This window comes from Streptomyces sp. Xyl84 (assembly GCF_059731885.1).
Genome location: NZ_AP029182.1, coordinates 857,089 through 869,330 on the forward strand (window position 1 = coordinate 857,089; position 12,242 = coordinate 869,330).

Below are 12,242 nucleotides of genomic sequence, written 5' to 3' on the forward strand. Positions count from 1 at the left end.
CCATGCCGGCCAAGCGCTCTCCGGCGCGCCGTCCGACGATGAAGGACATCGCGCGCCGCGCCGGTGTCTCGGAGAGCGCCGTCTCCTTCGCGCTCAACGGCCGGCCCGGCGTCTCCGAGGTCACCCGCGACCGGGTCCGCCGCGTCGCCGAGCAACTGGGCTGGCGGCCCAGCACGGCGGCCCGCGCACTGTCCGGGGAGGGCGTCGCCACCATCGGCTTCGTGCTGGCCCGGCCCGCCGACACGCTGGGCGTGGACTCCTTCTTCCTGCAACTGGTCTCCGGCATCCAGGAAGTGCTGGCCGAACGCCATCTCGGGCTGCTCTTCCAGGTGGTGGAGGACGTGCCCGACGAGTGCGACGTGTACCGCAGGTGGTGGGCCGAGCACCGGGTCGACGGTGTGCTCGTCGTGGACCCGCGCACCGACGACCCGCGCCCCGACCTGCTCGACGGACTCGGCCTGCCCGCCGTGGTGATCGGCGGCGCCCCCGACGAGCGGCACCCCGGTCTGTCCACGGTGTGGGCGGACGACGCGGGCGCGATGGCCTCGGTGGTGGACGGGCTGTACGGGCTGGGGCACCGGCGGATCACGCACATCGCGGGCCTGTCCGGCCTCGCCCACACCGAACGCCGGATCCGGACGCTGCGGGCCGAGGCCGAGCGGCGCGGGCTGACCGGCGTGCAGTCGGTGACCACCGACTACTCGGACGCCGAGGGCGCCGCCGTCACCCGCCGGGTGCTCGGCTCCCCCGCTCCCCCGACGGCGCTGATCTACGACAACGACGTGATGGCCCTGGCCGGCGTGGCCGCGGCGGGCGAACTCGGCTTCTCCGTACCGGCGGACGTGTCGGTGGTGTCCTGGGAGGACTCGGCCCTGTGCCGCATGGTCCGGCCGTGGCTGTCCGCCCTGTCCCGCGACAGCATGGAGTTCGGCCGCACGGCGGCCCGGGAGCTGACCGCCCTGCTCGACGGCGGCCCGGCCCGCACGGTACGGGTCCCGGTGCCCCGGCTGATCGAACGGGAGAGCACGGGGGCGGCGCGGGACGCCTGAACGGCGTAGGAGCTGCGGACACAAGGGGAGCCCGACCAGCTCACGCGGACCGGCCCCGGACCGCCACCGGCCGCGAGCGGACGGAGGCGGGGCGTGCCGTCCGGTGCGCGCGACCGCGAGGCGCCGGAAGGTCCTTGTGGCGGAGCTGCCAGGGCCTTCCGGCGACGCGGTGAGAGCGCGTGCCGGGCGCCGGGGCCCCCTTCTGTCCGCAGCTCCCAGCGCGACGGCGTCCGCCGAGGGGCGCCGGCCGAGCGGCCGGGCCGGGAGCCGGGGCCGCGGCGGTGCGGGGCCGGCCCGGTGGGGCCCCCTCCCGGTCAGCGGCGCGGTGCCAGGTGCAGCAGCGGGGCGCCGGCCGGGAACAGGTACTTCGCGGCCAGCACGGGCCGGCCGGACACGGCGACCGTCTGGGTGACCAGGAGCGCCGGGGTCTCCGGCGGACGCGAGGTGGCCGCTCCGCGCTCCTTGCCGAGCATGGTGGCGCCCAGGGTGCTGCGGGCCGTCATCGACGCGGGCCCCACGGCGAGGAAGGCGGCGAGCATGGTGGTCGCCGGTCCTTCGGCCGCGGCGTCGAACACGGCGGCCAGAGCCGGGTCGACGGCTTCGAGGTCCGTGCGGTCGGCCGCCCACTCGTGGGCGAAGCAGGCCGCGGCGCCGTCGACGTCGACGACCGTCTCCCAGAAGGGCACCCGCGCGGAGGGCGCCAGGCGCAGGTGGTAGCCGGAGAAGTCGGTGGGCTCCTCCAGGTCGGTGCCGAGCCGCCGGCAGCGCACGGCGCCGGGGCCGAGCAGCTCCTCCACGGGCAGCAGCCGCTCCAGACCGGGCGCGGGAGGCAGTTGGTTCACGGTGCTGCCGGAGCCCTGGCGGCGGGTGATGACCCCGTCCTCCTGGAGCAGGATGAGCACCTCGCGCAGCGCCGGACGGCTGACGCCGAGCCGTGCGGCGAGGACCGGTTCCGAGGGCAGCCGGGCCCCCGGCGGGAAGGTGCCGTCGTCGATCGCCGCGACGATGCGCTGGTACAGCTCGACGCGGGGTGAGTGGCGGCGGTCTCCCTGCCGAGGCATCGAGGCTCCCGTTATATGTCTGACATTTATGGCGGCACCGGCATCCGGCCCGGTCCAGAATAGCCCCCCGTCCGACGGGCCGTCCGGGCACGTCTTCGAGGCCGCCCCCTCCCCGCCCTCACCCCTCCGCACCGCGTACGCCCCTATGAAAACGGCTCGGAGGGGTGCCGGGTCCGGTCCACAGGTGTGCGCGGGATCACTCTTGTGCCGGGCGCGACGGCGTGCGTACCCTCTCGCCAGCTCACCGAAAGTTGTCAGACAAATTACGGGGCTTGTTCCTCCGGCCGTCGCCTACCCCGCGCCGGCCCCGCCAGCCTGAAAGAGACGCCATGCCCGTCACCGCCTCCCGTCCGCTGCTCATGGACTGCGACACCGGCATCGACGACGCCGTCGCGCTGCTGTACCTGTGCCAGACCCCCGGAGTCGACCTGCGCGCGGTCACCACCGTCGCGGGCAACACCAGCGCCGAGCGGGCCGCGCTCAACACCCTCCAGGTGCTGGAGGCCGCCGGACGCACCGGCGTCCCGGTCTCCTCCGGCGCCGACGCCACGCTGCGCGGTGCCGTCAACGCCGACGCGAGTTTCGTGCACGGCGACGGCGGCCTCGGCGGCGTACGCCTGCCCGCGCCCGCCGCCGCGCCCGATCCCCGGCACGCCGTGGACCTCATCATCGACACCGCCCGGGAGGCCGGCGGGGACCTGCACATCCTCGCCACCGCCCCGCTGACCAATCTGGCGCTGGCCCTGCGCAAGGAGCCCCGGCTGCCGGAACTGGTCTCGCACGTCACGGTGATGGGCGGCGCCGTGCACCACCCCGGCAACATCAGCCCGGTCGCCGAGGCCAACATCGGCAACGACCCCGAGGCCGCCGCACTGGTGCTCGCCGCGGGCTGGGACCTCACCCTCGTCCCGCTCGACGTGACCATGCGGGAGAACCTCACCGAGGCGCACCGGCAGCGGCTGCTCGCCGCGGGGACACCGGTGAGCACGCTCGCCGGTGAGATCCTCGACTTCTACTTCGCCTTCCACGAGCAGACGGCGCTGCCCTTCCGGGGCTCCGCCTGCCACGACCCGCTCGCGGCCGGCATCGCCGTCGGCGAGGTCATCCCGAAACTCGCGCCCCGGGTGCACGTCACGGTCGACACCGCGGACGGCGCGGCCCGCGGCGCCCTGGTCGCGGACACCCGCGGTCTGTACCGGGGCTACCCCGGGCAGAGCGGGGCCAACGCCGTCGTCGTCCTGGAGACCGACGGCACCTTCCCCGGCCTCCTCGTCGACCGGCTGTGCCAGGTCCGGAAGTGAGACGGCGCGATGACCACTGACCTCACCACCCGGCCGGCGAGGACGGCGGCCGGGACGGCGGCGCTGATGACGGCGCTGCTCGCCGCGTGCACCGCCTTCCAGCTCAACGCCAGCATGCTCAGCCCGGCCCTGGTCACCATGGCCCGGGAACTGCACACCGGCGAGGCGGACACCGGTCTGTCGCAGACCGTGTTCTTCACCGCGTCCGCGATGTTCTCGCTGTTCCTGCCCCGGTTCAGCGACATCGTGGGCCGCAAGCGCGTGCTGCTGTGGATGCTGGTGCTCATGGCGGCGGGGACCGTGCTCGCCGCGCTGGCCCCGAACATCGCGGTCCTCGACGTCGCGCGGGCCGTGCAGGGCGCCTGCGGGCCCGTCGTGCAGATCTCCCTGCTGATGCTGCGCTCGGAGGTCACCGATCCCAAGCGGTTCGGCACGCTGATGGGCGTGGTCGCGGCGGTCAACGGCGGCATCGCCGGGGTGGACGCGCTGGCCGGCGGCTGGCTCGCCGGTGCGTACGGCTTCCGCAGCGTCTTCTGGGTGATCGCGGTGGTCGCCGTCCTCGCGGCGGTCCTGATGCGTGCGGGCTGCCCCGAGTCCCGGCCGTCGGCCGGGACCCCGATGGACTGGGCGGGTGTGGCCCCCCTCGTGGTGAGCGTCGTCGCCCTGCTGGTCGCCGTGGACGAGGCGGAGAAGCTGGGCGCGGCGAACCGGCCGCGGGCGATCGGCCTGCTGGTCGTCGCCGCGGCGGCCTTCGCGGTGTTCTGGCGGGTGGAGAAGCGGCAGGCGCAGCCGCTGGTGCGGACCGACGACCTGCGCCGGCGCGCCACCTGGGCCCCGCTGCTGACCACCCTGCTGACCCTCGTCGGCGTCTTCGCCACCGTCAACGGCGTCCTGATGTCCCTCGCGCAGAACGGCACGGTGGGCTTCGGCATGGGTTCCAGCCTCGCCTCGGTGGTCTTCCTGACCCCGTTCGCGCTGGTGGGCTGGCTGGTCGGCCCGTTCACCGGGCGGCTCGCGCCGGTCCTCGGCTACCGGCGGGTGCTGCGCTGGGGCCTGGCCGCCGGCGCCGTGGTGATCGCGGTCATGGCGCTCGCCGGAGTGCACTCGCTGCCGGTGATGGTCGTCTGCACGGTCCTGCTCGGCGTGGCGTACGCGGGTGTGGCCAACATCGTCCTCAACCTGCTCGGTGTGGTCCTCGCCCCCAAGGAGAACCCCGGGTTCCTGCCCGGGCTGATCTCGGCGGCGTTCGGCCTGGGCGCCGGGCTGAGCTTCGCCCTGCTGTCGGCGGTGCAGGTCGCGGGCAGCCCGGCGGGCAGCGACTCCTCCGCCGGTTACACGGCGGCGATGCTCACCGGCCTGGCCGTCGTCGTGGCGGCGTTCGGCGCCTCCTTCTTCATCCCCCGGCCCGAGGGCGCCGAGGTCTCCTCCTGAGCCCCTGCGGCCCGGCCTTCAGGGAGAAGGCCGGGCCGTGGGTGTCCGTCTCTCAGGAGGTGCGCCGGGCCGGGCCGTCCCCCTCGCCCGGGCGGCCGTCGCCGTCCGGCTTCGCCGCCGAGGGTCCCTGGAGTTCGAGCCGGCCGTCGCCCTGCTCCGCGCGGCCGCCGCCGCTCGGGCGGTCACCGCTGCCGTTGCCGTTCAGGTTCTGCCGGACCGAGTCGAGGATCGTCAGGCCCTGCGCGACCAGGCCGGCCGCGATCTCACCGAGCCCGTCCGCGCCGTTCAGGACGTTCACGTTGGCGCCGGCCAGGCCGCCCGCGGCCTCCTTGACGATCTGCGGGAGCTGGTCGATCAGCATCCGGTCCAGGGCGACGCGGTCGTACGACGCGGCGGCCTCGGCCTGGATCTTCATCCGCTGCGCCTCGGCGGCGGCGAGGATCCTGACCCGCTCGGCCTCGGCCTCGGCGGGCTTGACGATCTCGGCGACCAGTTCCTGCTGGCGCAGCTTGGCCTGCCGCTGGGCCAGCTCGGTCTGGGCGGCCAGCACCTCCTGCTGGGCGTGCGCCTGCGCCAGCGGGCCGGCCTGGGCGGCGTGCGCCTGCGCCCGGTCGACCTCGGCGGAGTACTCCGCCTTCACCACGGCGGTCTGCCGCGCGTACTCGGCCTGCCGGCGCGCCGCCTCCTGCTCCGCCTCGGCGGCGGCCTGGTTGGCCTGGGCCTGGGCGATCTGCGCCTGGCGCTGGATGGCCGCCTTGTGCGGCGCGGACATGGCGTCGATGTAACCGGTGTCGCCGTCGTCGATCGACTGGATCTGCAGCGAGTCCACGATCAGGCCGATCTTCGCCATCTCCGTCTTGGAGGTGTCCAGGACCTCGGCGGCGAGCTTCTGCCGCTCGGTGACGATCTCCTCGACCGTCATCGAGCCGATGATGGCGCGCAGGTGACCGGCGAAGATCCGGCCGGTCAGGACGGACATCTGGTCCTGGTCGGAGAGGAACCGCTGGCCCGCGTTGATGATGCTCTCGGTGTCGTTGCCGACCTTGAAGGCGATGACGGCGCGCACGTGCAGCGCGATGCCCTGCTTGGTCACACAGGTCTCGACGACCTCGGACTCGCACATCGACAGGGTGAGGAAGCGGACCTTGCGGAAGACCGGGAGCACGAACTTGCCGTGCCCCGTCACCACCCGGAACGGCGCGCCCCCCAGTCCCCGCCTGCCGCCCGAGATCAGCATCGCCTCGTCGGGGGCGGGAACGCGGTAACCGAACATGGTCTGTTCTCCTTAGCCTGCGTCGGCCGCATCGTCGCGCAACCTGTCCAGGGGGTCGCCCCACTCGATGACGTCGACCTGACGGCATCCACGGGAGTCCACCACGAGGACCGTCGCACCGATCGGCAACGGTTCCTGCGACCAGGCGAGGAAGGTCTCGGATCCGCCTCTGACCCGCACCAGGATCTCGCCGGGACCGGCGGATCCGCGCGTGCCGATGAGAAGCTCCCCCGTGCAGCCGATCACGGCCTCGTCCTGCGCCATCGCCGACTACTTCCCCTCGTGCTCGTCCTGTTCTTCCGACCTTAGACCCACCCGGGCGAGCCGCCTACGCGTCGGACGCACCCGGACGGCCCCCGGCGGCGGGTTCGGCCCCTGACCGCCGGGGACCGCGGGCCCCGGCCCGGGTCCGGGCGGCTTCCCGGCTCAGGTGCGCGGGCGGTGCGGGCCGAACTCGCCGTGCCGCGGGCCGGGGTGGGACGCGACGGAGGCGGAACCGCTCCGCCGCGGCCGTGCGGGCGGGCTCAGCCGTGCCACTCGATCTTGAAGACCCACGCGTACCGGCCTGCCCGGCGGGCGGCCTCGGGCACGTCGACGACGAGCGCGCCGCCGCGCACCGTCCACGTCAGCGGCCGGTCGTGACCGAGCATGGTGACCTTGTCGCCGGGACGGATCGGCACCGGGGCCTCCACGGTGAGCTTCGCCCCTGGGCGGGCCAGCGAGTGGATGTAGAAGGCCTCGTCGGGGCGGACGGTGAAGCGCAGGTCGGCCCCGAGCTGGGCCGTCCGCGACCAGTAGGTGGTGTCGTAGACCGCCTCGCCGTTGGTGCGCAGCCACCGGCCGGTCTCCCGCAGCCGGGCCTGCATGATCTCAGGGATGGTGCCGTCGGCGCGCGGGCCGATGTCCAGGAGGAAGTTGCCGTTCTTGGAGACGATGTCGACGAGGCTGTGCACGACCTCCTCCGCGGTCATGTAGGCGGCGTCGGGGGTGGCCCGGTTGTAGCCGTAGCTGAAGGGGTCGAGGCCGCGGCTGGCCTCCCACTTGGCGACGACGGTGTTGTCGTACGTCGTGTACTCGGGCGTGGTGAAGTCGTGGAAGGCGATGCCGGAGCGGTCGTTGACCGTGACCTCGGTGGGACGGGCGCGGTTCTTGGCGTGGTTGAAGTACTCGGCGAGCACGTCGAGGCTGTCGTTGGCGCCGCCGATGTCGCACCAGATGACCGCGGGGTCGTAGCCGTGGACCAGCTCCAGCATCTGCCGGGCCTGGTAGTCCTTCACGTAGTCCTTGCCCGCGGTGTAGCCGGTGTAGGGCACGGGCCGCAGGGTGTAGGGGTTGCGCGGGCCGTGGCCCGTCCAGGGGTTGTCCGGGTTGAACCACTCGGGCATCGAGAAGTACAGGCCGCGGTGGAGTGCGGGGGCGTACCGCCGTGAGGCCTCGAACAGCTCCCCGACCAGGTCCCGTCGCGGGCCCATCCGCACGGCGTTGCGGTCGGAGACCTTGGTGTCCCACAGGGCGAAGCCCTCGTGGTGCTTGGAGGTCAGCACGTGGTACTGGGCGCCGGCGTCGCGGAACAGCTCGACCCAGGACCGCGGGTCGAACTTCTCGGCGGTGAAGCGCGGGATGAAGTCGTCGTAGGCGAAGTCCTCGCCGTAGGTGTCCCGGTGGTGGGCGTACACCGCGTTGCCCGGGTCCTGGAGGTGGTGCCAGTACCACTCGGCGTACTGCTTGCCGACGGGGGACCAGGCGGGTACCGAGTAGACGCCCCAGTGGATGAAGATGCCGAACTTGGCGGAACGGAACCAGTACGGCGCCTGGTGACGGGCGAGGGAGTCCTCGGTGGGCCGGTAGTCCGGGACGCCGAGGGTCAGCCGGCCGGTGCGGGCGGCCGCCGTGGTGCCCCGGCCGGTGACGCTGACCGTGCCGTCCCGGACGGTACCGGACGCGGTTCCCGGACGGTTGCGGATGCCGACGCGGACGCGGACCTCCTCGCCGGGGTCGAGCCGGCGGATGCGGGCGGGATCGACGGTGCGGGCGCCGTCCACGTCGACCCGTACGGACAGTGCGTCGTCCGTGAGGAGGGCGACCGTGCCCGCGTTGACGACGGTGGCCTCGACGCTCTGCGCTCCGGACGCCTCCAGCAGCGAGGCGGTCGAGCGGGCGTCGCGCAGGATCAGCGCCCGGCCCCGGGCGACCGGTTGCAGGGTGAGGGCGAAGACGTGCAGGGCCGTCGTGCCCTCCTGGGCCGGGCCGGTCACCGGCAGGGTCAGCGCGACCGCCTCGCGGGCCGGGTCGAGCCACAGGTTCGCCGTGCCGATGCCGACCGGGTGGTCGTCCCTGGTCCCGTCGGGCCGGTAGCGGTAGGGGGCGGAGAGGGTGCCGCCCGCGCCGTACCAGTCGGCGCCGCCGAGCCCGGCGGTCGTGGTGGTCCCGTCCGCGTAGTGCACGGTGGCGGTGCCGGAGGCGTTCCCGTAGCTGCCCGCGGTCAGGAAGGCGGCCGACAGGTAGCGGCCCCTGGGGAGTTCGACGCGCTGGCCGCGGGCGACGACGTTGTCCGCCGCCCCGGCGGCCGCGGACGGGAAGCGGAAGGGGATGCCGTCGACCTCGGTCGGCCCGGCCGGGAGTGCCTCGCCGGGGAAGGTGTAGCCCGAGCCGTCGAAGTCGCCGCCCCGTGCGGCGGCGGTGTCGATGCCGTCGTTGTCGTACAGGGCCTCCAGCGGGACGGGCACCGGGTCGGGGACGGGCGCCCACGGGTTGCCGGGGCCGTCCGCCCGGCGGCCGGCCTGTGCGCCGTCCGGTCCGCCGGCTGTCCCGGCGGCCTGTGCCCGCGTCGCCGCCGCGAGCGGCAGGGCCGCCGCCGCGGTGGCGCCCGCCGCGGCCCCCAGGACGTGACGTCTTGGATACGTGCTCATGAGCAGCCTCCGATTCATCGGATGTCTGATGATTGAGCGGCCGCCATGGGCTGTCAATGGGGCATACCAGCAAGGAAGTTGAGCCATTGATCGGATGACGGTGCCCGCCCTCTCGACGGAAGAGGCGGGCGCGGGCAGAGTTCGCCCTGCGTACCCGCGCGTACGAACCTGCCCGCCCCCTGCCGGGGAGCCCCCGTGACCAGCTGGGCCGGCCCGAGCGCCGCCGAGATCGCCGCCGCCGTGCGCGAGAAGCGGGTCACCGCCCGCGAGGTGGTGGCCTCGCACCTGGCCCGCATCGAGCGGCTGGACGGCCGGATCGGCGCCTTCCGCACCGTCCGCGCCGAGGCCGCGCTCGACGAGGCCGACGAGGTCGGCGTCCGCCCGGACCTGGCCGGGCTGCCCCTGGCGGGGGTGCCGGTGGCCGTCAAGGACAATCTGGCGGTGCGCGGCGAGTCCAGCCGGAACGGGTCCGCGGCGACCTCGGACCTGCCGAACACCCGGGACCACGTCACCGTCGCCCGGCTGCGGGCGGCGGGCGCGGTCGTGGTGGGGCTGACCAACGTGCCCGAACTGTGTGTCTTCGGGACCACGGAGGGCGTGCACGGCACCGCCCGCAACCCGTGGGACACCGCGCGCTCCGCGGGCGGCTCGTCGGGCGGCAGCGCGGCCGCGGTCGCCGCCGGGATGGTGCCGCTCGCGCTCGGCAACGACGGCATGGGGTCACTGCGCATACCCGCCGCCACCTGCGGCCTGGTCACCGTCAAGCCCGGCCACGGCGTGGTCCCGGCCGGCATCGGCAACGGCGACTGGTTCGGGATGTCGGAGAACGGGCCGCTGACCACGACGGTGGCGGACGCACGGCTGATGCTCGCGGTCCTGGCGGACACGGGGGCGGCCGCCGCGGACCCGTCCGCGCTGTCGGTCGCCGCCTCCGTGCGCTCTCCCCTGCGCGGGGTGACGGTCGGCCGGCCGTACGCGGCGGCCGTGGACGCCGCGGACCTGGATCCGCGGCGGCTGACCCGGCGCACCCGGGTGCAGGCCGCCGTCGGACGGCGGTTCGTGAACGGGGTCCGGACGGGCGACGCCCGGGAGCGGCTGCGGGCCCGGCTGGAGCCCTTCTTCGCCGAGCACGACGTGCTGCTCTGCCCGGCGCTGGCCCGCCGCTCCCCGCGGGCCGCGCCCTGGCACGAACGGGGCTGGCTGCGCAACGTCCTGGTCAACGGGGCCTGTTCGCCGATGACCGGGCCGTGGAACCTGACCGGCCGGCCCGCCGCGGTGGTGCCGTTCGGGACGCTGCCCTCCGGTGCCCCCTGCGCGGTGCAACTGGTGGGCCGCCCGGGCTCGGAGGGCGCCCTGCTGGACCTCGCGGAGCGGATCGAGCGGCTGCGGCCGTGGCCGCGTACGGCCCCGCTCACGTGAGTTCCTGCCTGCCGGACGCGATCCGCCCGGTGCGGCTCAGCTCACCGCCTGCTGCACGAGGGCGGCGATCCGCGCCTCCACCTCGGGTGTCACCTCGGTCAGGGCGAAACCGGCGGCCCACATCGTACCCTCGTCCAGATTGGCCTGGTCGCTGAAGCCGAGCGTCGCGTAGCGCGCCTTGAACTTCTCCGCGCTCTGGAAGAAGCAGATGATCTTGCCGTCCCGCGCGTAGGCGGGCATGCCGTACCAGAGCTTGGGGGCGAGGACCGGGGCGGCGGCCGTGACGACCGCGTGGACGCGCTCGGCCATGACGCGGTCCGAGTCCTGCATCTCGGCTATCTTGGCGAGCACGTCCCGTTCGGCCTCCGCCGCCTTGTCCGCGCGCGACCTGCGCCGTACCTCCGCCTTCATCTCCCGCGCGTGGTCCTTCATCGCCGCCCGTTCCTCGGCCGTGAAACCCTCGTACGCGGTGCTGTCGGTGGTACCGGTGCTGCCCATGGGACAGGCCCCCCTCGGTGATCTTGGCGTGGAGATCGTGGAGATCTTGCGGGGGACCCTATCCCGGACGGAGCGGCCGGAAGGCGCGTTTCGCCGGACCGGCCCGGCGGCGGGCCCGATCGCCCGGGCGGGCCGCCGCGCCGGACCGGTCAGTCGACGCTGGGAAGGATGTGCGGTTCGGCGAGGTCGTCCTCGTAGCCGGCCAGGCGGATCGGGGCGGACCGCGCCCACACGTCGAGACTGCCGAGGTCTCCGGGCCGCCGGCCCGGGCGCTCCGAGAGCTCCTGGGGGCGCTGGTCGCGATTCGTCTTCTCCGGTGTCACCGCGCACTCCTTATGTGTCGGTCACCCTCGGGGCGGTCACCGGCAGTCTGCGCTGCGGCACCTGACGCCCGCTCGGGTCTGGGTCGAAACAGGTCGGACGCGGTGGCGCCGGGCAACTGAGGTCCGAGCGGGCCGTTGGGCACCGTCTCACCCCGGGGCGGACCGTGGGTGTGGTGGGAACCCTTTGGTGCTGTCCGCCTACTCCAGATTAACCAAATGAGCGACCCCCTGCTCGATGGGGCTGCAAAGAGCAGGTAACTATCTGAAGTCAGGCGTGTTCATTGAGCCGTGTACAAGGTGATTTGTCGCTTTGTGGAGCGGCGGGCGATTCACCCGTTCGGTCTACGTCACGCAGTTCAGTTCCCGTTGGCCGCGCCGCAAGGTCGCCGTGATCTGCTGAGGTACCGCACCGGCCGTCCCGCGGGAGGACTGACGCATGGAGCTGCGCAGTGTCGAAGAGCTGATGGACCTGCTGTACGCCGGACGGGGTACGGCAGAACCGGGTACGGCAGGACCGGGTGACGCGGGGCGGGGCACCGCCGCGCCGGACCGGCCCCGGCGCCGCGCGGATCCCCACGAGCACGCGCTGCGCACCGCCGCGCTGCTGCGCCGGCGCCGCCCGGCGGACAAGGAACTGCAGGTCGCGGGCCTGGTCCTGGGGATCGGCGCCCTGCTCGGTCCGGGCGGCGGCGCCGATCCGCAGGCCGCCGCCGTCCGCGCGGCCCGCGCCGCGGACGCGGTGCGCGGCCTGCTCGGTGAACGCGTCTTCCGGCTCGTGCGGCAACAGGCCGCCCCGGCCGGCGACCGCCCCGCCCGCCCCCTGGACGAGGACGCCCTGACCCTGCGCCTCGCGGACGAGGAGGCCCGCTCCCGCGGCGCCGGCGACACCGCGGGAGCCGGGGTCCTGGAGGACTGGCGCACCGTCCTGGAGCTGGTCGCGGCCCGCAACGCCCGTCTCGGCGCCGTCGACTGACGCAC

The 12,242-nt window shown here is 74.1% G+C and carries 11 protein-coding genes; 5 read left to right on the forward strand and 6 right to left on the reverse strand.

Going from position 1 to position 12,242, the window contains the following annotated elements; all coding sequences use genetic code 11:
• The first annotated feature begins 2 nt into the window (after window positions 1–2).
• Entirely contained in the window at window positions 3–1,049 is a 1,047-nt protein-coding gene (locus AC6I72_RS03685) for a LacI family DNA-binding transcriptional regulator (protein ID WP_037861688.1), read from the forward strand.
• Between the two features lie 314 nt (window positions 1,050–1,363).
• On the opposite strand, the gene AC6I72_RS03690 is transcribed toward AC6I72_RS03685, so the two are convergent.
• Window positions 1,364–2,110: a GntR family transcriptional regulator gene (locus tag AC6I72_RS03690; protein WP_497999423.1), complete on the reverse strand. Its 747-nt coding sequence runs from the start codon at window positions 2,108–2,110 to the stop codon at window positions 1,364–1,366.
• A 329-nt stretch (window positions 2,111–2,439) separates the two neighbouring features.
• On the opposite strand from AC6I72_RS03690, the gene AC6I72_RS03695 reads away from it, so the two are divergent.
• Together AC6I72_RS03695 and uriT are read left to right on the forward strand one after the other, a co-directional pair.
• Window positions 2,440–3,411, forward strand: a complete 972-nt coding sequence (locus tag AC6I72_RS03695) for a nucleoside hydrolase (RefSeq protein WP_497999425.1) — start codon at window positions 2,440–2,442, stop codon at window positions 3,409–3,411.
• A 9-nt stretch (window positions 3,412–3,420) separates the two neighbouring features.
• Window positions 3,421–4,842 (forward strand): uridine transporter UriT, encoded by a 1,422-nt coding sequence (gene uriT / locus AC6I72_RS03700; protein WP_497999426.1) that lies wholly within the window; start codon window positions 3,421–3,423, stop codon window positions 4,840–4,842.
• 52 nt (window positions 4,843–4,894) lie between these two features.
• Here the strand turns inward: uriT and AC6I72_RS03705 are convergent, their stop codons facing one another.
• From AC6I72_RS03705 to AC6I72_RS03715, 3 genes are all read right to left on the reverse strand, one after another.
• Window positions 4,895–6,115 carry an SPFH domain-containing protein gene (locus AC6I72_RS03705; protein ID WP_497999427.1) on the reverse strand — a complete coding sequence of 407 codons (1,221 nt, stop codon included), beginning with the start codon at window positions 6,113–6,115 and terminating at the stop codon, window positions 4,895–4,897.
• Between the two features lie 12 nt (window positions 6,116–6,127).
• On the reverse strand, window positions 6,128–6,379 hold the full coding sequence (locus tag AC6I72_RS03710) for an NfeD C-terminal domain-containing protein (RefSeq protein WP_497999428.1): 252 nt from the start codon (window positions 6,377–6,379) through the stop codon (window positions 6,128–6,130).
• A gap of 260 nt (window positions 6,380–6,639) precedes the next feature.
• Window positions 6,640–9,024 (reverse strand): alpha-L-fucosidase, encoded by a 2,385-nt coding sequence (locus AC6I72_RS03715; protein ID WP_497999430.1) that lies wholly within the window; start codon window positions 9,022–9,024, stop codon window positions 6,640–6,642.
• 195 nt (window positions 9,025–9,219) lie between these two features.
• On the opposite strand from AC6I72_RS03715, the gene AC6I72_RS03720 reads away from it, so the two are divergent.
• The gene (locus AC6I72_RS03720) at window positions 9,220–10,443 is read left to right on the forward strand and encodes an amidase (RefSeq protein WP_497999432.1); all 1,224 of its coding nucleotides are present in this window, start codon (window positions 9,220–9,222) and stop codon (window positions 10,441–10,443) included.
• Window positions 10,444–10,479: 36 nt separating this feature from the next.
• Here AC6I72_RS03720 and AC6I72_RS03725 read toward each other — a convergent pair whose 3' ends face one another.
• A complete protein-coding gene (locus tag AC6I72_RS03725) occupies window positions 10,480–10,941 on the reverse strand; it encodes an iron chaperone (protein WP_497999434.1) in 462 nt (153 codons plus the stop codon).
• Window positions 10,942–11,090: 149 nt separating this feature from the next.
• Window positions 11,091–11,264: a hypothetical protein gene (locus AC6I72_RS03730; RefSeq protein WP_366724548.1), complete on the reverse strand. Its 174-nt coding sequence runs from the start codon at window positions 11,262–11,264 to the stop codon at window positions 11,091–11,093.
• 436 nt (window positions 11,265–11,700) lie between these two features.
• Here AC6I72_RS03730 and AC6I72_RS03735 point away from each other — a divergent pair, with 436 nt between their 5' ends.
• The gene (locus AC6I72_RS03735) at window positions 11,701–12,237 is read left to right on the forward strand and encodes a hypothetical protein (RefSeq protein ID WP_497999435.1); all 537 of its coding nucleotides are present in this window, start codon (window positions 11,701–11,703) and stop codon (window positions 12,235–12,237) included.
• Window positions 12,238–12,242 lie beyond the last annotated feature (5 nt).